The organism is Sphingopyxis panaciterrulae, from assembly GCF_014199295.1.
Lineage (GTDB): Bacteria > Pseudomonadota > Alphaproteobacteria > Sphingomonadales > Sphingomonadaceae > Sphingopyxis > Sphingopyxis panaciterrulae.
The window spans coordinates 481,195-503,076 of sequence record NZ_JACIJH010000002.1; the positions used below are offsets into that span (position 1 = coordinate 481,195).

Below are 21,882 nucleotides of genomic sequence, written 5' to 3' on the forward strand. Positions count from 1 at the left end.
TACCGGAAACAGGAGGATTCATTGACTCATCGCGTCTCGATCATGCTGCGCTGCGCGCTTTCCCTGACGGCTCTGGCCATGGCGTCGCCTCTCTATGCGCAGACCTCGGACAGCGCCGGGACCACCAGCTATGCCGCCGACTTCTTCACCCGGTCGCAGCCGACGACCGCCTATGACATGGTCGCGCTGCTCCCCGGCTTCCGCCTGCAGGAGGGCAATGCAGAGGTGCGCGGCTATTCGGGATCGGGCGGCAACGTCCTGATCGACGGCACTCGTCCCGCGAGCAAGGAGGAAACGCTCGAAACCATCCTCAAGCGCATTCCGGCACGGCTGGTCGATCACATCGAACTCGTCCGCAACAGCGCCGCGGGCTATGACATGCAGGGCTATGCCCTGCTTGCCAATGTCGTGCGCAAACAGGAGGCGCGGCTGTCGGGGCGGCTCGAGGGCGAATATGCGGTCTTCCGCCACGGCTATTCGTCGCCGCGCGTCGCCGGGACGCTCAGCTACCGGTCGGGCGACCGGCTGATCGAGCTTCAGGCCGCCCGCTATCGTCAGATCGACGACGAACATGGCTTCGGCAGCCGCAACCGCTTCACCCCCGATGGCGCGCCGCTGCGGCTCGTCGATTACGAGCAGCCCGAGGGAACCAGCTATACCGAGATATCGGGCCAATATCGCCAGCCGTTGTTCGGCGGCACCTTCCACGCCAATGGGCTGTTCAAGAGCAGCCAGATGTTCGCCGACGTGCGCCACGATATCTATTACCCCGCCCCGGCGCTGATCCTCGCGACCGAGCGCAACAACACCCGGGCGACCGAGGCGCAGGTGGAATATGATCATGGCATCGGCGCGAGCAGCCGGCTCGAACTGCTCGCGATCCGCCGCGACAACCGCCTGCACGGCGTCGACACCTCCAGCGAGGACGGGCTGGACGAGGTCAATGCCACCGACACGACCGCCAGCGAGACGATCCTGCGCGGCGTGCTGCGCCGCAGCGGCAAGCTGCTGTCGATCGACCTCGGCGCAGAGGGCGCGCTCAACGTCCTCGACAGCCATGTCGCGCTCACCGAGAACGGCGTCGACGTGCCGCTCCCCGCCGACGATGTGCGGGTCGAGGAGAATCGCGCCGAATTCTTCCTGACCGGAACCTGGCGTCCCGCCGCGGGCCTCTCGATCGAGACCGGGATGCGCTACGAGATATCGCGCCTGTCGCAGACCGGCGACAGCGAACTCAGGAAGTCGCTCTCCTATTTCAAGCCGCGCCTGCTGGTGTCCTGGGCCGCATCGCCGCGCGACCGGCTGCGGCTGCAGGTCGAGCGCGAGGTGGGACAGCTCGATTTCGAGGATTTCGTGAGCTCGCCGTCGCTGACCAGCGGCACGGTGACCGCGGGCAACAAGGATCTCGAGCCCGACAGCCTCGTCCGCTACGAGGCGGCGTGGGAACGCCGGATCGGCGACGGGTCGCTGGTCGTCGCGGCGCGGCACGAATCGATCAGCAACCTTGTCGACCGCGTCGTCGTCGTCTCCGACGACGGGACTTTCGACTCGGCCGGCAACATCGGCCACGCCACTCGCGACGAGGTGGAGGCGAACCTCAATCTTCCGCTCGATCCCCTGGGGCTGCGCGGCCTGACGGTGAAGGGGAATGCGCTTTTCCGGCGCAGCCGCGTTCGCGATCCGCTGACCGGCGCCAAGCGCCGCATTTCGGGCGATCCGCCGGTGGAGGCCGATGTCTCGCTGACCTACGACATGCCTCGCCATGGCTTGCGCATGGGGATCAACTATATCGTCAAGAAAACCGAAATCGAGTTCAAGGTCGACGAGATCGAACGCGACATCGTGTCCGACCGGGTCGATGCCTTCGTCGAGTACAAGCCGTCCGCGCACTGGACGCTGCGCGCCTTCGCCAAGAATCTGACCGACAGCCCGACGATCCGCGACCGCGATGTCTATTCGGCCTTGCGGGGCACGAGCGGAGTCGATTTCCACGAAATCCGCACGCTGCGCAGCGGCCGCTATTTCGGAATCAATGTGCAATGGGCCTTCGGCAGTTGAGGCGACGGGCCGCGTGGCAAAATTGTATTATTGACCTCATAATTGTAAAATCGCCGCTTAATCACCGGTGGTGGCGCAGTTTGGCTTTGGAAGGGGAAATTCCCCGCTTTGTCACTCCGCACCTGATCCGTGGCCCAGATAAGCGAGATAACGAAGAAAGCAGGATCACGCCCCTGTTTTCAAACTACGTCACTCCCCGGTCACCTCCTCTATTGACTCTTTACAATCAAAAATACAAAAATGCCCTAGCTCGAAAACGGGCAGGGGATTGGCGTGAGTTGGGAGGATGGGATGAAGCGAGGCGTTTCTTGTCTGTCGATTCTATTGGGCGCGACGATGCTGCCGGGGGCGGCATCGTCGCAGGAGGCGACGACGATGCCGCCGATCCCGCCCTTCGAATGCGAGGCGATGGTCCATTATGATCGCGAGATGAAGCTGCCCGGTTATATCCTGCCGACATCCGCCGGCCCGCGGACCTGCATACCCTTCACTTCCAGCCTGCATCGGCCGCCCGAAGGCTATCGGGGCGATTATTATGTCACCGAATTCACCGACGAGAAGCTGCGCGCACGCTGGACGGCCTGCGAACAGGACAAGGCATGCCGCAAGCGCGTCTTCGACCAGGTGCACAAGCGGCGCCCGCCGAACCGGGAGTTCCGCAACAATGATCCCCGCGACCGCTTCCTGCTGGGAAAGGTGCAGGAGCGCGGCGCCGCCACCGACCTGACGCAGATTCGCCGGCCCGCCTTCTTCGCGCGCCAGCCCTATACCGAACCCTTCGCCTCGGTCGATGCCGACACGTCGGTCGTCGAATTCACCGTTCCGGTCGAGGCCTATGAACGACTCCATCTCGGGATGGACGGGACATGGCGAATTCGCGGCTGGTATATCCGCGGCAAGGGCATCGAGGCCCCCGATGGTACCCGGCGGCGGGCACTGGTCATTTCCAGCGGCGGCGGCGGCGACCGTATCGCCGCGATCGACGATCCGCGCGATATCCACTACACCGTTTCCAAGGACGGAACGACCCATCCCAACGACGACTGGCCGAGCGACCATACCGGCTTCCAGGGCATGCGTCATTGGCGCGAGCTATGGCGCAAGCTGCACGAAGCGGGCTATGACGTGCTCGCGCTCGATCGTCGCGGCATCGGCATTTCGGGCGGCTACAGCGACACCAACACGCTGCAGCAGGGACGCGACCTGCTGACGATCGTCGAAAGCCTGCGGACCGGCGAGGGCATGCGCGCGCTGGCGGCGGACGGCCGGCTGAGCACGGGTATGACGGCGGCGGAGTCGCTGCGGGGCGGCCCGACCGGCGAGGGGCTGCCGGTGTTCTTCATGGGCAGTTCGCGCGGAACCATGGCGAGCGGCTGGGCGATGGCGATGAACTTCGACCGCGCCTGCACCTATGACGAACCCGAAATCACCTGCCGGGAGGCAAAGGGCGACCCGTCGATCAAGGGCGCCATGCTGCTGGCCGAATATACGAGCGGCGCCGGCTATGTTCCGAAGGAAACGACCCCCAAGGACGATGGTCGCGGCCCCGGACGCGATCGCGACCTGTTCGTCGGCGGGATCGAGCAGGAGCATAATATCGTCTTCTTCCCCAGCTCGGCGATCCTTGCCAGTATGTCGCGCTGGCCGAGCGTGTTCCTCGCCCGCGGCCTCTGGTGCTACGCCGACTCGCTGGAAGGCTCGATGGCATCCTACAGCCGCGTCGACGGCCCGAAGGAACTGGTCGTGGTCCGCGGTCCGCACCCCTTCTCGGTCTGGCCCGAGCAGGAGAAGAATCGCGTCATCGAGCGTATGATCGCCTACGGCAAGGCGGCCGTGTTCGGATATCGCGATATTCCGGGCGCGCGGCCGTGGTCCGACATGAAGGAACTGGTGGCGACCGCGAGCGATGTCTGGGAACCGTCAACAAAGCCGACGCAGGTCAAATAGACCGGTGAATTCAGGCGCGGTCGGCTTCCGCTCCCGCCCAGCGCAATTCGGCGGCGAGTCCGCCGAGCGGCGAGCGGCCGAGGCGGAAGCCTGTCTCGGTCGCCTCGGCGAGGTCGCGCACGATAGCGAGGCCGAATCCGTGGCCATTCCCGGTCTCGTCGATCCGGACGCCCCGCTGGGTCGCCCGGGCGACGGCCTCCTCGGTCATGCCCGGGCCGTCGTCCTCGACGGCAAGAACGACATCTTCGCCGTCGCGCCGCCCCGCGATGCGGACCTGGCGCCTGGCGTGGCGCGCCGCATTCTCGACGAGCGCGCCGAGCATTTCGGCAAGGTCGCTGTCCTCGATCGGCAGGCGGAGCGCAGGGTCGATATCGACCGTGAAGATGACGGCCTCGCCATGTTCGGTTCGTTCGATCACTGCGACGAGCCCTTCCGCCACCTGTTGCGGGTTCGCTTCGCCGCTCGCGCCGCGCGCCGCCGCCGCGCGCGAGCGGGCGAGTTCCGCCTCCAGCGCCGCGCCGGCCGCTTCGACGGCGCGGTCGATTCCGTCGGCCGCCGCGTCGGCGCCGGCCTCGCGGGCCCGCCGGCTCTGCGCCGCGACGACGGCGAGCGGTGTCTTGAGGCTGTGGGCCAGATCGGCGGCGCGGCGCCGCGCCCGTCCCAGATCGGCTTCGCGGGCGGCCGCCATCGCATTGATCGCCTCGGTCAGGGGCAGGATTTCCTGCGGATGCCGGCCCGAGAGCCGGGCCGCGGGGCTGCGCCGCAGGCGGTCGAGCTCGTGCCGCAGCCGGTCGAGCGGTCGCAGCCCCAGGCTGACCTGCGCATAGGCCGCGAGCGACAGCACGAGCCACAGGAGGCCGAGCGACAGGGCGAGCCGCGTATCGAATTCGCGCAGGGCTTCGCGCATTTCCTGATCGTTCGCGCCGACGCGGACGATGGCATCGACGGCGCGCACGTCGGGCTGTACGCGGCGGCTGACGAGGGTGAGCTGTTTGTCGAATGGGCCGGCGACGGTGGCGCTCGACCACCCGTCGGTCTTCGCGGGTCTGTCGGGCAGGCTCTGGTCCCAGAGCGACGGCGATTGCGCGGTGCCGCCGGGGCCGGCGACCTGCCAATAGACCCCGCTGGCGAGCGACTGGAAGGCCGGGTCGGCGGGGGCGGGGTCGATCACCGGTTTCCCTGCGCTATCGATGGACAGGCCCGCCACGACCTGCTCGGCCAACGCCGTGAGCTGCGCCACTTCGCGCCGCTCGATATAATCGTGGATAAGCAGCGATATGCCGGCCCAGGCCAGGGCCAGCGCGATGAAGATCGCCACCGCCGCTCCGAGCAGCAGGCGCAGCCGGAGCGAGGTGCGCGTCAATCTATCTTCCCGGTGAGCATATAGCCGAAGCCGCGCTGCGTCTCGATGACCCGGTTGCCGAGCTTGCGCCGCAGGCGGGCGACGATCGCTTCGACGGCATTGGTGTCGTGGCCGTCGCTCGCGCCATAAAGATGGTCGGCGATCTCTCCGGCGGAAACGCGCCGGCTCTGCTGGTGGCCGAGGAAGTTCAGCAGGCGATATTCGAGCTGCGACAACTGGACCTCGCGCCCGCCGAGCGTTGCGGTCATCCGCGCGGTGTCGATCGTCAGCTCGCCGGCGACGAGAAGCGGCGAGGAATGGCCGGCGGCCCGGCGCACGAGCGCGCGCGCGCGCGCGATCAGCTCGCCGATCGCGAAGGGCTTGGCCATGTAATCGTCGGCACCGGCATTGATCCCCTCGACCTTTTCGGCCCAGTCGCCGCGCGCGGTCAGGATCAGCACCGGCATCGTCCGCCCGCCGCCGCGCCAGCGCTTGAGGACGCTGAGCCCGTCGAGGCGCGGCAGGCCGAGGTCGAGGATGGCCAGCGCATAATCCTCGACGTCGCCCTGAAACCAGGCGTCTTCGCCATTGCCGCAGCGATCGACGACGAAGCCTGCCGCGGTCAGCGCCTGCGCGACATCCTCGGCCAGGTCGGGATCATCCTCGACGAGCAGGACGCGCATCAATCATCCTCGATCTTGATGACGCTGCCGGTACGGGCGTTGATCTCGACCTCGCGGACCCGGCCCGAGGGCGTCAGGATCTTGACCTCATATTTGATGCCCCAGCTTTCATATTCGAGCTCGACCTTGACGACCTCGCCGGGCACCTTGGCCTGCGCGATGGCGAGTACGCGGGGCAGCGGCAGCAATTCGCCGCGCTGCACGGCCTGGCGGATGGCGTCCTGTTCGGCGCGCTTGCGCTCGGCCTTGGACGGGCCGTGGTCGTGCGACTTTTCAAAGCCGTGGGCAATGGTGGGGGCCGCGGCATAGCCGAGCGGCAGCGCGCCGGCGGCGAGCAGGGCGAGGGCAGAAGTGAAACGCATCTTGATGTCCTTTATTCGGTTCATGCCTCCTTTTACGAGTCGCTTGCTGATATCAGCCTGATAGCCGGTCGCGCAGCGTTCGCCATACACGCCGGGAAAGCGCCTTTCCCGGCGCAATTCCCGCGGCGGCAAAAAATTTTCGCCATGAGAAGAAGGAAAATCTCCTCCCGCGCCTCTTAGGGTGCAAGACAGGACATATGCAGGGGGAAGGAGAGGTCACGACGAAGGGCGTGAATGTCGAGCGGCGGCGCCGCATGGCCGCGTGGGTGACACAGCATGTCATTCCCCACGAGCGGGCCGTGCGCGCGTGGCTCGCGCGCCATGCGTCGCAGGAGGATGTCGACGACGTGATTCAGGAAAGCTATTCGCGCTGCGCCGCGCTGGACAGCGTCGATCATATCCATCGGCCCGACGCCTATTTTTTCTCGATCGCGCGCAACCTCCTCGTCCAGCGCCTGCGCCGCGCGCGGATCGTGCCGATCGAGGCCTTTGCGGAGATCGACGCCTATCAGGACGATCTGCGCCCCTCGCCCGAGCGCGAGGCCGGCGGCCGGATCGACTATAATCGCCTGCTGGCGCTGATCGACAGCCTGCCCGAGCGCCGCCGCCGCATCGTGCGGATGCGCAAGATCGAGGGGCTTTCGCAGCGCGAGATCGCGGAGCGGCTCGGCGTGAGCGAGAGCATCGTCGAGAACGAGGTCTTCCGCGGCGTGCAGGCCGTGCAGCGCGCCTGGCGCGACGGCGAGGCGGAGGCCGAGGCGCGCATGGCCGGCGAGCGGGAGCAGCGGCCATGACCCGCAGCAGCGCCAGCGACATCGACGCCGACGCCGCGCGCTATGTCGCGCGGATGGACCGCGACGATTGGTCCGACGCGCAGGAACGGGACTTGCAGGACTGGCTCGCGCGCGACCCGCGCCACCCCGGCGCGCTGCTGCGCGCGCAGGCGGCGTGGATGACGCTCGATCTGCCGCGCCCGGCGGAGGCGGTGCCGCAGGACGGGCTGGCGCGTTTCGGATGGCTGAGCCGCCGCAACCTGCTCGCCGGCGGCGGCGCGGCCATCGCCGCGTCCGTCGCGGGCGCGCTGATGCTCGGCGGCGGAACCAGCTATGCGACATCCGTAGGCGAAATCCGCCGCGTGCCGCTTGCCGACGGCTCGATCGCCGCGATCAACACCGCCAGCACCATCGAGGTGAAGCTGGACGACGCGGTTCGCCACGTGCGGGTCGAACAGGGCGAAGCCTGGTTCCAGGTCGCCAAGGACCGGCAGCGCCCCTTCGTCGTCGCGGCGGGCCGCGCCCGCGTCCGTGCGGTCGGCACCGCCTTTTCGGTGCGGCGGCGCGCAGGCGGCGCCGACATCCTCGTCACCGAAGGCGAGGTCGAGGTCTGGGCCGACGGTGCCGAGGGGCATCGCGTCCGGCTGGGGGCGGGGTCGCGCGGCTTCGTCGCCGACGATGCGGCGATCGAACAGGCGTCCGCGGCGCCATCGGCGATCGACCGCGCGCTCGCATGGCGTAGTGGCAAGGTCGATCTCGCCGGCGACCGCCTCGACAGCGCCGTCGCCGAGTTCAACCGCTACAACCGCCGCCGCCTCGTCGTCGCCGATCCCGCCATCGCCGGCGAGCGGCTCGACGGCCTGTTCCGTACCGACGATCCCGAAGGCTTCGCGCAGGCCGTCCACATCACCCTCGGCGTTCCGGTCGACCCGTCCGATCCGGCGCAGATCCGCATCGGCAATCCCGCCCGCTGAATAAAAGGCGCCCCGAACTGAAGGAAAACCGCGGTTCGAGACTCTACAGGTCGAAGGCGCCGGACAGGAGCGCCCGATATGGGAGGGAGACATGGGGATGGGAATCAGCCGCAGCGCGTTCATGGCCACGACCGCGATCGTCTGCGTCGCGACCGCGACGCCGGCCCTGGCGCAGGCCAAGAGCTTCGACGTGCCGGCACAGTCGGCGACCACCGGAATCGCGGAACTCGGGCGGCAGGCCGACATCCAGATCGTCGCCGCGCGCAAGGACACCGAGGGCAAGCAGGTCAACGCCGTTCGCGGCGACATGACGGTCGAACAGGCGCTCGCGCTACTGCTGAAAGGCACCGGCCTGACCGCCCGCCGCACCGGGACGCAGACCTGGTCGGTCGTCCGCGCCGCCGAGCCGCCGGCCGCGGCCGACGAGTACCGCGGCAACGAAATCGTGGTCACCGCACAGAAGCGGGTGGAATCGGTGCAGGACGTGCCGATCGCCGTCACCGCGCTGTCGCAGAAGACGCTGGAGGAACAGAAGATCGAGGGTGGCCCCGACATCATGCGCGCGGTGCCGAACCTGACCTTCAGCAAATCCAACTTCACCGGCTATAACCTCTCGATCCGCGGTGTCGGCACCAAGGCGGTCTCCGCGACCAGCGATCCCGGCGTCGCCGTTTCCTTCAACAACAGCGGCCTGATCCACAATCGATTCTTCGAACAGGAATTCTTCGACATGGAGCGGGTCGAGGTGCTGCGCGGGCCGCAGGGGACGCTCTATGGCCGCAATGCGACCGGCGGTGTCGTCAACCTGATCACGACCCAGCCCGATTTCGGCGGGTTCGAGGGGAGCATCAAGGGCGAGGTCGGCAATTACAACAGCCGCCGCCTGCTCGCGATGCTCAACGTGCCGCTGGTCGACGACGTGCTGGCGGTGCGCGTCGCGGGCTCGATGACCCAGCGCAGCGGCTATGATTACAACGCGACAACCAAGAACCGCATCAACGGCCGCGACCTCTGGTCGCTCCGCACGACGGTCGCCTTCGAGCCGGCGCCTTGGTTCCGTGCCAATCTGATCTGGGAACGCTTCAACGAGAATGACAACCGCTCGCGCACCGGCAAGCAGCTATGCCATCGCGATGACGGGCCGACGCATGTGGGTGATGTCGATCTCGCCGATGGGGCGAATATCTATGGCAGCGTGGAAATCCGCCGCGCCCTGTTCGGACAGGGCTGCAAGCCGGGAAGCCTCTACGATGACGGAGCCTTCGACACGCCCAACGGCCTGTCCTACAGCTTCATTCTGGCTCCTGTCGCGATGAAGGATGGCGGGCAGGCGATCGGGGTAGACCCGGTTACAGGTCAGTTGCAATCCGTTATCCAGCCCGTCGATCCCTATGGTGGCCTCCGGCAAATTCCCAATCTGCGCACGATCGAATCGATCCGCGATCCGCGCTATCGGGCAAAGGCGGACCTCCTCCAATTCAATCTCGATGTGGATATCACGCCCGCACTGACCTTCACGTCCCAGACGGCCTATAATGAAGATCAGACCTATTCGTTTCAGGATTATAATCGCTTCAAAAGCCTCCCGGTTTTCACCGATACGACGCCCCTTCTTCAAGGCGGCGTCCTGAATCCCCCGCCCAGCCCCTATCATGATTTGATACCGGGCGGCATTTTCTGCGATCCGCAGATCGGTTGTTCCGATACGATCGCCGGCTTCGATATCAGCCAGGCCAAGTCGAAACAGTTCAATCAGGAATTCCGACTGCAATCTTCTTTCGACGGCCCATTCAACTTCAGTGCCGGTGTCAACTACACGCGGTTCAAGACGTTGACCGACTATTACGTCATGTTCAACGTGCTGACCGCCACGGCCTGGGGCGCAGGGTTTTATCCCCCCTTTGGCCAGGACTGGGACCCGAATGTGTGCCAGGGTTCCAATACGCTGAATGGAGGGAGCACCGGAAGCGCATTGCCGGTCCCGGCAAGCGACCCCCTGGCGATGTGCCCCTATGTCGATCCCAATCCGGTCGAGAGCATCGACGGCAACGGACATAATTATTTCCGGTCCAAGAATCCGTACAAGCTCACGTCCTCGGCGCTGTTCGGCGAACTCTATTATAATATCCGCGACGACCTGAAACTGACGGCGGGTTTTCGCTACACCGAGGACCGAAAGACGTTCACCCCCGTTCCATCGCAAGTTCTGCTGGCACGCTCTTTGATCGGCGGGGGAACGGTTTCCGCCGGATATCCCGAAGACCCGCCGATCAAGCAGAAGTGGGGCGAGTGGACGGGACGGATCGGCCTCGACTGGAAGCCCGATGTTGGTTTCACCGACGACACCATGCTCTATGCCTTCTATTCGCGCGGCTATAAAGGTGGCGGCGCCAATCCGCCGAGCCCCGGGTTCGCGACCAAGGAAGAGTGGCTCGCCAACGCCATTGCCGATGGCGTCGATCAAGGCAATCTCACCTTCATCGAGCTTTTCAACCAGCTTCCGGTGCTGGAGTTGACCGGCGTAGAATATGGGCAGACATTCGATCCCGAATTCGTCGATGCCTTCGAAATCGGCGCGAAGAACAGCCTGCTGAACGGGGCGCTGACCCTGAATCTCACGGGCTTCTATTATGATTACAAGGATTATCAGGTCTCCCAGATTCGCGACCGAACGGCGGTGAACGAGAATTTCGACGCCAAGGTCTGGGGACTGGAATTCGAGACGGTATTCGCGCCGACCCGCAATCTGCGGCTCAACGCCAATATCGGCTATCTTCGCACCAAGATCGGGAAGGGGGAGACCTCGATCGACATCATGAACCGCACCCAGGGCAATCCCGACTATACGCTGGTCAAGCCCTGGATGCAGTTGCCGTCCAACTGCGTCGTTCCGACCCACGTTGCAGCGGAATGGGCCAGAACCAATAACGGAGTTGCCCAATATTACGGCCTGTGCGGCGGGGTGCGGGGGCTGATCGGTGGCTTTATCGGTTCGACCATCCGCGATCCCGCTTTTGGCGGCGCCCTCTACGACGTCAACAATTACCCCGAACTCAACGGCGGGGCCGGCCTCAAGGCCGATCTCGGTGGTAACGAGCTGCCCAATTCGCCGCGCTGGACCGCCAATTTCGGCGCTCAATATACGGTCGACTTCGATCCGGACTGGAGCGCGACGATCCGTGGCGACGCCTATTGGCAGGCCAAGAGCTGGGCCCGCGTCTACAATCTGGCGCCCTATGACCGGCTGCGCGACTGGACGAACTTCAACATTTCGCTTCGCGTTGACGGTCCCGATGATCTGACATTCGAGGCCTATGTGAAGAATGTCTTCAACTCGACCCCGCTCACCGATGCCTTTCTGAACTCGGATGACACGGGCCTGACGACCAACGTCTTCACCCTCGATCCGCGCATCATCGGGTTCAGCATCGCCAAGAAATTCTAGGGTCCTCTCCACTGGGGGAACAACCTTGGGCCGATGCCTCGCTTGCTCCCGGGCAAGCATCGGCCCGGTTTTTTGGACCAGAGCAAGCCGATGCCTTCTCTCGCACTCCCTCCCCTGAGGGACAACTGGCCGCCGTCCCGTCCTTCCCGGCACGGGGCGGCGGCCTTCCTGCCTTCGGGTCGCGAGACCGGGGGTGGGATGACGAGGGCGATCGCGCCGATCGGGATAAGCGCGTTCATCCTGCGCTCTAAAGACGCCGCAAGGGTCCGCCATGGCAGCCGGCGTTGAATCCAGTCGCGGCGCTCATGGACCGGCCCGGCGATCCGGCGATCAGCTCGCCAGATAGGCGCGCCACATGCGCTTCCCGATCCGGTCGTAACGCGTCATCGCTTCCACCAGTTCGATGAGAGCGTCAGGAGGGCAAAGCTCGTCGGGCAGCAGCGGGTCGTGCATGATGCGCCGGATCGCCGCCCGCCCGATCCGCAGCGTTTCGGCGGCTGCGGCGGCAAGGTCCATGGCTCCGATCGCGTCGGCACTGCGATCCAGATCCTCGGCAAGCCCGCGATGCGCGGCGCGGAGGGCATCGCTTTGCCAGAGCGTGCGGAATCGCGCCGCCCGCTCGTCGTCGAGCCCGCGGGCCTCGAACAGGAACAGCGAAGGCGCCGCTTCAAGATAAGCCATGCGGGCCCGGGCGCCATCGGCGCCGCGCGCGAGATTGTCCGGGCGCGCCCAGACATTGGTTTCGGCTTCGGCAAAGCCTTCGAGTTCAAGCGCACGCAGCGTCCGGCGCCAGACGGTGCGGTCGGCACGCTCCTGCGGTCCCGCGATGGCGAGCAGCCAGTCGCCATTCCACGCGCGGCGACCGTCGAGCCGCGTCCGCCAGCCCAAGATACGCCGCTGGAGCGGTTCGGCATTGGCGCCGATCGTGTAACGGCCGCGGGCGGTCGGGCGCACTCTGGCTTCGGACTTCAGCCGCGTCAGCGCCGTGCGAATGCCGGGCGCCTCGATGCCGAACGCCGCGCCGGCGCGAACGAGGTCGGCGACCGAAAACTCCTGCGGGTCGCCGGTATCGAACAGGTCGAGAATCAGCGTCCGCGCACTCATCGCGTCGCCGCCGGTCATTATCGTATTGCGTATTTCGTCCATATTCGTCAATTTATGCAATAAATAATGGGAGAGAGGAAGATGCTGCCCCTCGAAGATGTTACCGTCATCGATCTCACTAGCGTTGTCGCGGGCCCGCTCGCAACGCAGATCATGGCGCAACAGGGCGCGCGGGTATGGAAGGTCGAGCCGCCCGAAGGCGATCGCTCACGCCTGCTGGGCGCCATCGCGGCGCCCGGATTCAGCTCGGCCTATATGGCGCTGAACGCCGACAAGCAGTCGGTGGGGATCGATCTGGGGAGCGCCGATGGCCGCGGCCTGCTGCGGCGAATGATCCCGAAGGCCGACGTGCTGTTCCACAACTTCCGGCCCGGCGTGCTGGAGCGGCTGGGTTTCGACGCCGCGACACTGCACGCGCTCCGCCCCGACCTGGTCGTCGCGCGGATCACCGGCTTTGGTCAGGAGGGGCCGATGTGCGGCGGGCGGGCTTATGATCCGATCGTCCAGGCCGAATCCGGCATGGTGAGCTGGGGCGAGGATGGACCGGTGCTGGCGCCGCAGTGGATTTGCGACAAGACGGCCGGACTCTACGCCGTGCAGGCGGTCACCGCCGCCCTGTTCGCGCGCGCGCGGAACGGAAAGGGCGCGGTGATCGACATCTCGATGCTCGAAGCGGCGGTGGCTTATGGCTGGATGGACCTTCACGGCGGCCAGGCCTTCCCCGACTGTGCCTCGTCGCCGCCCAATATCGCCTCGGTCTATCGCCCCTGGGCGACGAAGGACGGCTGGATCGTCGTTGTCATGCTGTCGCAGACGGAGTTCGCGGGCTGGGCACGCGCGATCGGGGCGCCCGAACTGCTCGCCGATCCGCGCTATGCCGACATGGCGACGCGCTTCCTCAACTGGAACGATCTGCGCGCCTTTTCCGCGCCGCGTATCGCGGCGATGAGTACCGCCGAGGCCGTGGCGCGACTGGGCGAGGCGGGTGTGCCGTGCGGCGTCGCCAACCCCTCGTCGGCGCTCGCCGGTCACGCCCAGCTAGCCCACGACGATTTCGTGGCGATCACGGCGCATCCGGAGGCGGGTGCGGTGCGCCGCACGCGCGCGGTCGCGCGCTTCGATGGCGCGCGGCCCGCGTTCGACGGTCACCCGCCGCGCGTCGGTCAGCACAGCCGTGCCGTTCTCGCCGCGGCCGGGCTTGGCGATGCCGAAATTTCCGCCGCGTTCGCTTCCGGCGCGGCCCATGCTCCGCAGGAGAATTGACGATGCGCTTTGAAACGCTGTCTTACGCGACCGACAACCGGGTCGCGACGATCACGCTCGACCGTCCCGACCATTTCAACGCGATCGCGCATGGCATGCCGCGCGAGATTCGCGCCGCGGTCGAGATGGCCGAGGCCGACCAGGACGTCCATGTCATCGTCGTGCGCGGCGCGGGGCCGGGCTTTTGCGGCGGCTATGACCTCAAACATTATGCCGAGCGCAAGGGCGCGATCAGCGGGTCGCAGGACATGCCGTGGGATCCGACGCTCGATTTCCAGATGATGTGGCGCAACACGCAGGATTTCATGGCGTTGTGGCGCGCGACCAAGCCGACGATCGCGCGCGTTCACGGCGCCGCGGTCGCGGGCGGATCGGACATCGCCTTGTGCTGCGACTTTCTCGTCATGGCCGAGGATGCGCGCATCGGCTATCCGCCCGCGCGCGTCTGGGGCGTGCCGACCCCCGCGATGTGGGTTTACCGGCTGGGGCCGCAGATGGCGAAGCGGATGATGATGACCGGCGACCTGATCGACGGACGCGAGGCGGAGCGCATCGGCCTGGCGCTGGAGGTGGTGCCCGAGGCCGAACTCGACGATGCGGTCGAACGGCTTGTCGGGCGGCTGCGCGGGGTGCCGCGCAACCAGCTCATGATGACCAAGACCGTCGTCAATCAGGCCTATGACAATATGGGCCTGAACAATACACAGATGTTCGCGACGCTGTTCGACGGCGTTTCGCGCCATTCGCCGGAGGGTATATGGTTCCGCGAACGCGCGCAGGAGGTCGGGTTCAAGCAGGCGGTGGCCGAACGCGACAGCGGCGACCCCATCGCGAGCCAGGTGTCGAAACGCCTGCCCGCTGAGGATTGAGGAGAGACGAGATGACCGCGATCCGCCCGATCGACCGGCTCGACACGCACGAGGTGTTCAATCAGCCGCCGCCGTTCGAGAATGTGAACCTGTTCAGCGGCGACCGCGCGCTCGTCGATGCGGTGACGCAGGCTGGTGCGGGCAGCCATGCCGAGCGACTGACGGCGTTGGGGCAGCGCTGCGGTTCGGCCGAGGTGATCGAATGGGGCGTCGAGGCGAACCGCCAGGCCCCCGTGCTCGACAGCTTCGATCGCTACGGTCATCGCATCGACGAGGTGCGCTTTCATCCCGCCTATCACGAACTGATGCGGCTGGGGCTCGACAATGGGTTCGCGGCCTCGGCCTGGGACGGCAGCGCGCGCGGGCATACGCTCCACGCCGCGATCCTGTTCCTGACCGGGCAGGCCGATTCGGGGACGAGTTGCCCGATGACGATGACCTATGCGGCGGTGCCCGCGTTGCGCGCCGAAGCGGCCGTCGCCGACGTCTGGGTGCCGCGCATCGCCGCCGGCCGCTACGATCCCGCCGCGCGTCCCGCCGCCGAAAAGGCGGGGGTGACGATCGGCATGGCGATGACCGAGAAACAGGGCGGCAGCGACGTTCGCGCCAACACGACGCGCGCGGAGCCGGCCGGCGAGGATGGCTGGTACAGCCTGACCGGGCATAAATGGTTCTGCTCGGCGCCGATGTGCGATGCTTTCCTGACCCTCGCCTATGCCGAAGGCGGGCTCACCTGCTTCCTCGTCCCGCGCTGGCTGCCCGACGGCGCGCGCAACGCGGGGTTCCGCGTCATGCGCCTCAAGGACAAGATGGGCGATCGCTCGAACGCCTCGTCGGAGGTCGAATATCATGGCGCGCTGGCGCAGCGCCTCGGGCCCGAGGGGCGCGGCGTCGCGACGATCATCCAGATGGTCCAGCACACGCGGCTCGACTGCGTGATCGGCTCGGCGCAGCAGATGCGCGGCGCGCTCGCGCAGGCGCTCTGGCACACGGCGCACCGCTCGGCTTTCCAGCGCCGCCTGATCGACCAGCCCGCGATGGCGGCCGTGCTCGCGGACCTCGCAGTCGAAAGCGAGGCGGCGACCGCGCTCGGCTTCTGTCTCGCGCGGGCGTTCGACGAAGAGGATGCCATCGCGCGCCTGCTCACTCCGATCGCCAAATATTGGGTGTGCAAGCGCGCGCCGGGCCTGGTTTACGAAGCGATGGAGGCGCACGGCGGCGCGGGCTATGTCGAGGCGGGGCCGATGCCGCGCCTGTTCCGCCAGTCGCCGCTCAACGCGATCTGGGAAGGATCGGGCAATGTCATCGCGCTCGACGTGCTCCGCGCGGTCGCGCGCGAGCCCGAGGGGGTCGGGGCGTTGAACGCTTTTCTCGCCGGACAGCGGGGGCGTAACGCGGCTTATGACGCATGGATCGACGCGATCGATCTGCGGACCGCGCAGGAAGGAACGGCGCGGCTGCTCGTCGAGCGCCTCGCGCTCGCCGCGCAGGCGGCGGTGCTGCTGGGACAGGACAATCCGATGGCCGAAGCCTTCTGCCGGTTGCGGCTGGGCGACCGCGGCAGCGCCTATGGCGCGTTCGACGCCGCGATCGACACGCGCGCGATCCTCCACCGCGCGATGCCCGCGGCATGAGCGTGCCGGATCGGCCGAGCCCGACCGGCTCGTCCGTCCATAAGTTATCGGAAAATTGTCATAAACTGACGATAATGGTGCGGTCGAGAAGACTCGAACTTCCACGGCCTTTCGGCCACAACGACCTCAACGTTGCGCGTCTACCAGTTCCGCCACGACCGCACATCATGAAGGGCCGAAACGGGTCCGGCACCAGGTAGGAGCGGGCGCTTAGCAAAGCGCACCCGGCGATGCAAGCGAGCTTCGCCGCATTCGATGACGTAATTCGACCTCGGCGGGTTCGCATATCGTCCCTGTCACCCCGGACTTGATCCGGGGCCCCGCTCGGCGACGCCCGAAAGCGGGGATCCCGGATCAAGGCCGGGGTGACGAAGCAGGCAGGATCGCGCGCCGCCTTTCAGACAAGCCGCTTCCTCGCCGCATTTATTTTCCCGCCGCGCGGCGCCGCGCGGCGCCCGCGCGCGCCATCGTCATCGAAGCGACATGCAGGAGTCTCCGAACTGTCACGGCTCTAGCGTCAGAGCGTCATCGAATCACCCTAGTGGCGGCGTCACCGGGGGCGAGGGGCGTTTCCTTTCCCATGATCCGGTCTGTCTTTCATCAGCGGCGCCCGCGGGCGCTCAGCCGAACGGAGATTTTCATGGCGGCTTTCGCACGCGTTCGTTTGGTCATGCTCAGCGGCGTGGCCTGTTCCATTCTCGCGGCGTGCGGCGCCGACGGCGTCGCATCGCCCGGCGAAGGCGTGATCGTCATCCCGGCGCCCACCCCGACCCCGACGCCCACCCCCACGCCGACCCCCACGCCGACGAGCGTCGAGCCCGCCGATTCCTGTCCCTCGATCTCGGGCCCGAATCCGTTGACCGATCTCGGCACGATCAGCGGCCCCGAGGGGACGTGGCGGAATTGCGGCTTCCCCGCGCGCTTCACCGCGACCACCGCGATCCCGAAGGTCGATGGCGTGATCTATTCGCTGCCTGGCCGCGTCGACGTCGGTACCGATCAGGGCGCCGCGAGCACCAACACCGCCGTCACGCTGACCATCGACCCGGGCGTGATCGTCTTCGGTTCGACCGGCGTCTCCTATCTCGCGGTCAACCGCGGCAACAAGATCGACGCGGTCGGCACGCCGACGCAGCCGATCATCTTCACCGGCCGCGGCAATGTCGTCGGCTCGGCGACCGACAACACGTCGCAGCTCTGGGGCGGCATCATCCTGCTCGGCCGCGCGCCGGTCACCGATTGCCTCGCGCCCGGCGCCGCCGAAGGCACGGTGGCGTGCGAGCGCGACACCGAAGGCACGTCGAACGCGCTTTACGGCGGTGCGCAGCCGGCGGACAATTCGGGCCGCCTCTCCTATGTCCAGATCCGCTATTCGGGCTTCATCCTCAGCGCCGACAAGGAGCTGCAGGGCCTGACCCCGTCGGGCGTCGGTTCGGGCACCCAGATCGACCATATCCAGATCCACAACAGCTCGGACGACGGCATGGAGGTCTTCGGCGGCCGTCCGAACTTCAAATATATGATCGTCACCGGCGCCGAGGACGACAGCTTCGACACCGACGTCGGCTATCAGGGCAATATCCAATATGCGATCGCGGTCCAGCGCGCCGGAGGCGCGGTCGGCGACTCGATGATGGAGATCGACTCGGACGGCAATGAAGATGCGGTGCCGCGCCAGCGCGTCGCCATCTCCAACTTCACCTTTGTCCATCGTAACGCCGCGGCCGGCAACGGCGCCGCCATCCGCATCCGCGGCGGCGCGGACTATACGTTCGCCAACGGCCTGATCACCTCGGACATGGCGTGCCTCCGCATCGACAGCGCGACCACGACCCAGACGAGCGGGCCGGATGAGCAGGGACCGCCGAAATTCTTCTCGGTCTCGCTGAAGTGCGGCGCATCGGCCTTCCGCGGGTCGAACGGCGTCACCGACGCGGCGGTCCAGGCGATCTTCGAGGCGGGGACGAACAACAGCGCCGCCTATACGCCCAGCCTGACCGGCACGTTCATCAACGGTGCGACCGAGACCGGTCTTGAGCCGTTCGATGCGAAGACGCTGTCGAGCTTCTTCGACACGACCGCCTATGTCGGCGCCGTCCGCGACGCCAACGACACATGGTACGCGGACTGGACCTGCAATTCGGCGACCGCCGAATTCGGCGACGACAGCGGTAGCTGCACGGCGCTGCCGACGGCCTGATCGCTCGCGATCCGATCGGGGAGCGGGCCGCCGTGGAACGGGCCCGCTCCCTCCTTTACCTGTTTCGGGAAAATTCGACCATGACCCAGCGGCCGCTCTTCGCCAGCCTGCTCCTTCTCAGCACCGCCCTCGTCGCGCCCGCCGCGCTCGCCCAGGATGCCGATGCGCCTGCCGCCGACGCGTCGGCGGCGCAGCCGGCGCCGCCGGAAGAGGAGCAGGGCGACGTGTCGATCCCCGGCGGCGCCAATGCGGAAATCGTCGTCACAGGCCGCTTCACCCCCAATGTCGTCCGCGCGACGCCCGAGGTTGTGTCGGTGCTCTCGTCGGCCGACATTGCGCGCACGGGCGAGGGCGATATCTCGGGCTCGCTCCAGCGCGTGACCGGCCTCAGCGTCGTCGGCGGCGGCTTCGTCTACGTCCGCGGCCTCGGCGACCGTTATTCGCTCGCGCTGCTCAACGGCTCGCCGCTGCCCAGCCCCGAACCGCTGAAGCGCGTCGTCCCGCTCGACATCTTCCCCTCGAACGTCATCGATTCGACGCTCGTCCAGAAAAGCTATTCGGCGAATTTCCCCGGCGAATTCGGCGGCGGCGTCATCAATCTGACGACCAAGGCAAGCCCGCGCGAGACCTTCCTGACCCTCTCGGGCGGCATCGGCTGGGACAGCGAGACGACGAACGAGCTCGGCTATACCTATTATGGCAGCGATACCGACTGGACCGGCTTCGATGACGGCACCCGCGATATTCCGAAATCGCTCGCCGCGGCGCTCGCCAGCGGCAGACCGATCCTCGAGGGCGCGGATTTCAGCGCCGGCGACCTCGAAGCGATCGCGATGGACCTCGTCAATGCGCCAACGACGCTGCTTCAGCAGAACAACCATATTCCGGTCAACTGGTCGGCGGGGCTGACCGGCGGCACCACCATCGCGGTCGGCGACGGAGAGCTGGGCATCATCGCGACTGCCGGGATCAGCAACAAGTGGCGCACCCGCGACACGCTTCAGCAGACGTCGGTGAACCAGGATCTCTCGGGCGATCCGCAGACAAGCTACAACCGCGTCGTCACCGACAATCGCATCGTCGTGAACGGCCTGCTCGGCCTCGGGCTCGAAATCGGCGATCACAAGCTGCGCTGGACCAACCTCTACATCCGCGACACGCTCAAGCAGGCGCGGCTCGCGCTCGGCACCGACCGCAATCAGTCCGATCGCGACATCATGAAACAGGACACGGCCTGGTACGAACGCCAGTTGATCGACACCCAGTTCGTCGGCGAATTCCAGTTCGACCGGCTCAGCCTCGATCTGCGCGGCAGCTATGCCAACTCGCAGCGCGAGGCGCCCTATGAGCGCAGCTTCACCTATGTCCGTACCAACCTGCCGACCAGCCAGGACCCGGTCGGCGACAAGTTCGTCAACGACCTCGGCGGCAATCGCGGCGATGCGACGATCGCCTTCTCCGACCTGAGCGAGGATCTATGGTCGGGCGGCGTGGACCTGTCCTACGAGCTGGCGCCCAGGATTACCGCGACGGTCGGCTATGCCTATAGCGACACGCACCGCGTCTCTTCGCGCCGTTCCTTCCAGTATCGCGCTTCGGGGCTGCCGATCTCGGTGCAGCAGCTTCGTCCCGACTATCTGCTCTCCGACGCGACGATCCAGCTTTACGACATCACGCTGCTCGAAACCTCGGCGCAGGACGGCACTGCGGCGTTCGACGCAAAGCTGAGGACTCACGCCGGCTATGCGCAGCTCCAGGCAGAGGTCGTCGCGGGGATCAACGTCAATGCCGGCGTACGCTACGAAACCGCGAAGCAGACGGTCTTCCCGATCGACCTCTTCGATTCGGGCGCTTCGGCCATCGTCCCGACCGATCTCGACGACGACTATTGGCTCCCCGCACTGACCGTGACATGGGAAATGGCGCCCGACATGCAGCTTCGCCTCAACGGGTCGAAAACGATTGCGCGGCCGCAGTTCCGCGAACTCGTCGCGCAGGTCTATCAGGACCCCGAATCCAATCGTCTCTTCCGCGGCAACCCGTCGCTGACCGACAGCGAATTGTGGAATGCCGAGGCGCGTTACGAATGGTATTTCGATCGCGACCAGCGCTTCACGCTCGCCGCCTTCTATAAGTCGATCGACAATCCGATCGAGGCTTATACCTCGATCTCGGACTCCTCGGTCAACACCAGCTACGCCAATGCCCCCAAGGCGACGCTCTATGGCGCCGAGGTCGAGCTTCAGAAATATGTGCCGCTGGCCGACATGTCGGATGCGCCTTTCTGGCAGAGCCGCCGCCTCGTGCTGATCGGCAACTATACCTATACGCAGTCGAAGATCGAGGTTGGCCCCGGCGACACGACCGTCATCAACGGGGTGACGCAGGATGCTGCCAATTATTTCTTCGACGGCGCGCCGCTGACCGGCCAGTCGGACCATCTCGTCAACGTCCAGATCGGGCTGGAGGATACCGACCGGCTGTCGCAGCAGACGTTGCTCCTCACCTATGCCAGCCCGCGTGTCACCAGCCGCGGCCCGTCGGGCCAGCCGGACCTCAGGGAAAAGCCCGGTCTCTCGCTCGACTTCGTCGCCCGCCAGGGGCTGATGCTCGCGGGAAAGGAGGTCGAGCTGAAGTTCGAGGCGCGCAACCTGACCGGCCGCAACTATCAGGAGGTGCAGGAATCGGGCGACAACCGCATCTATTTCAACCGCTACAAGCTCGGCCGCACCTTCTCGCTGAGCGCCTCTGTGAAATTCTAGTATAGGGGAAACGAAGTTCGCGGCATTGGCAATCGTCACCCTGAACGTGTTTCAGGGTTCATGGCCTGCCTTCGAATGAAGCGCTGCGCTGGCCGAGAGAACCGGCCATGGATGCTGAAACAAGTTCAGCATGACGATCTTTATGGGATAAGCTTCAGGTTTGGGTGACCAGGGTCTGATCGGTTTCGACTGGCCCATTTGTGTGACCCCGCCTTCGCGGGGTCACAGGGACAGGCATAGGGCTTCGGGCGGCGATCAGCCTTTCGCGGGCCGGCCGGGCACCAGTTTCGCATCGCACGCGACCACTTCGGCTTGCGCCAGAATCGCGAATTTATCATTTACCCTTGACATTAAATCAAGTTTCATTGACTAAAAGTCAAGAAAACATGACGATACCGCTCGATGCCCATGTCGCGATGCGCGGCACTTTCGGCAACTTCCGCGCATCCCCTCCCTCTGACCGCCG

General features: G+C 66.1%; 14 protein-coding genes and 1 tRNA gene. 10 read left to right on the top strand and 5 right to left on the bottom strand.

The window, feature by feature from the left end; genetic code table 11:
- Positions 1 to 21 precede the first annotated feature (21 nt).
- Entirely contained in the window at positions 22 to 2,058 is a 2,037-nt protein-coding gene (locus tag FHR21_RS06280; protein WP_184096329.1) for a TonB-dependent receptor domain-containing protein, read from the top strand.
- A 291-nt stretch (positions 2,059 to 2,349) separates the two neighbouring features.
- Positions 2,350 to 4,005: an alpha/beta fold hydrolase gene (locus tag FHR21_RS06285; RefSeq protein ID WP_184096331.1), complete on the top strand. Its 1,656-nt coding sequence runs from the start codon at positions 2,350 to 2,352 to the stop codon at positions 4,003 to 4,005.
- A gap of 10 nt (positions 4,006 to 4,015) precedes the next feature.
- Here the strand turns inward: FHR21_RS06285 and FHR21_RS06290 are convergent, their stop codons facing one another.
- The 3 genes from FHR21_RS06290 to FHR21_RS06300 are packed head-to-tail and all read right to left on the bottom strand — an operon-like array spanning position 4,016 to position 6,416.
- Positions 4,016 to 5,368, bottom strand: a complete 1,353-nt coding sequence (locus FHR21_RS06290; RefSeq protein ID WP_221235022.1) for a sensor histidine kinase — start codon at positions 5,366 to 5,368, stop codon at positions 4,016 to 4,018.
- Positions 5,365 to 6,030, bottom strand: coding sequence for a response regulator transcription factor (locus FHR21_RS06295; RefSeq protein WP_184096333.1), 666 nt, complete (start codon positions 6,028 to 6,030; stop codon positions 5,365 to 5,367). Before FHR21_RS06295 ends, FHR21_RS06290 begins: the two co-directional genes overlap by 4 nt.
- Positions 6,030 to 6,416: a PepSY domain-containing protein gene (locus FHR21_RS06300; RefSeq protein ID WP_184096335.1), complete on the bottom strand. Its 387-nt coding sequence runs from the start codon at positions 6,414 to 6,416 to the stop codon at positions 6,030 to 6,032. The genes FHR21_RS06295 and FHR21_RS06300 overlap by 1 nt, the downstream gene beginning before the upstream one ends.
- Before the next feature lie 173 nt (positions 6,417 to 6,589).
- On the opposite strand from FHR21_RS06300, the gene FHR21_RS06305 reads away from it, so the two are divergent.
- From FHR21_RS06305 to FHR21_RS06315, 3 genes are all read left to right on the top strand, one after another.
- The gene (locus tag FHR21_RS06305; RefSeq protein ID WP_184096337.1) at positions 6,590 to 7,186 is read left to right on the top strand and encodes an RNA polymerase sigma factor; all 597 of its coding nucleotides are present in this window, start codon (positions 6,590 to 6,592) and stop codon (positions 7,184 to 7,186) included.
- Positions 7,183 to 8,139 carry a FecR family protein gene (locus tag FHR21_RS06310; RefSeq protein ID WP_184096339.1) on the top strand — a complete coding sequence of 319 codons (957 nt, stop codon included), beginning with the start codon at positions 7,183 to 7,185 and terminating at the stop codon, positions 8,137 to 8,139. Before FHR21_RS06305 ends, FHR21_RS06310 begins: the two co-directional genes overlap by 4 nt.
- 97 nt (positions 8,140 to 8,236) lie before the next feature.
- Positions 8,237 to 11,584 (top strand): TonB-dependent receptor, encoded by a 3,348-nt coding sequence (locus FHR21_RS06315; RefSeq protein ID WP_184096341.1) that lies wholly within the window; start codon positions 8,237 to 8,239, stop codon positions 11,582 to 11,584.
- Positions 11,585 to 11,914: 330 nt separating this feature from the next.
- Here FHR21_RS06315 and FHR21_RS06320 read toward each other — a convergent pair whose 3' ends face one another.
- Complete coding sequence (locus FHR21_RS06320; protein WP_184096343.1) at positions 11,915 to 12,730, bottom strand: hypothetical protein; 816 nt, start codon at positions 12,728 to 12,730, stop codon at positions 11,915 to 11,917.
- 39 nt (positions 12,731 to 12,769) lie between these two features.
- Here FHR21_RS06320 and FHR21_RS06325 point away from each other — a divergent pair, with 39 nt between their 5' ends.
- Genes FHR21_RS06325 through FHR21_RS06335 form a run of 3 tightly spaced genes read left to right on the top strand, consistent with a single transcriptional unit; the run spans position 12,770 to position 16,454 of the window.
- Positions 12,770 to 13,951 (top strand): CaiB/BaiF CoA transferase family protein, encoded by a 1,182-nt coding sequence (locus FHR21_RS06325; protein WP_184096344.1) that lies wholly within the window; start codon positions 12,770 to 12,772, stop codon positions 13,949 to 13,951.
- A 2-nt stretch (positions 13,952 to 13,953) separates the two neighbouring features.
- Positions 13,954 to 14,820, top strand: a complete 867-nt coding sequence (locus tag FHR21_RS06330) for a crotonase/enoyl-CoA hydratase family protein (protein ID WP_184096346.1) — start codon at positions 13,954 to 13,956, stop codon at positions 14,818 to 14,820.
- Between the two features lie 11 nt (positions 14,821 to 14,831).
- Positions 14,832 to 16,454, top strand: a complete 1,623-nt coding sequence (locus tag FHR21_RS06335) for an acyl-CoA dehydrogenase family protein (RefSeq protein WP_184096348.1) — start codon at positions 14,832 to 14,834, stop codon at positions 16,452 to 16,454.
- Between the two features lie 75 nt (positions 16,455 to 16,529).
- On the opposite strand, the gene FHR21_RS06340 is transcribed toward FHR21_RS06335, so the two are convergent.
- Positions 16,530 to 16,616: transfer RNA gene (locus tag FHR21_RS06340), tRNA-Leu, on the bottom strand.
- Between the two features lie 478 nt (positions 16,617 to 17,094).
- On the opposite strand from FHR21_RS06340, the gene FHR21_RS06345 reads away from it, so the two are divergent.
- The gene (locus FHR21_RS06345) at positions 17,095 to 18,654 is read left to right on the top strand and encodes a hypothetical protein (RefSeq protein WP_184096350.1); all 1,560 of its coding nucleotides are present in this window, start codon (positions 17,095 to 17,097) and stop codon (positions 18,652 to 18,654) included.
- 80 nt (positions 18,655 to 18,734) lie between these two features.
- Positions 18,735 to 21,416, top strand: coding sequence for a TonB-dependent receptor domain-containing protein (locus FHR21_RS06350; RefSeq protein ID WP_184096351.1), 2,682 nt, complete (start codon positions 18,735 to 18,737; stop codon positions 21,414 to 21,416).
- Positions 21,417 to 21,882: the final 466 nt, after the last annotated feature.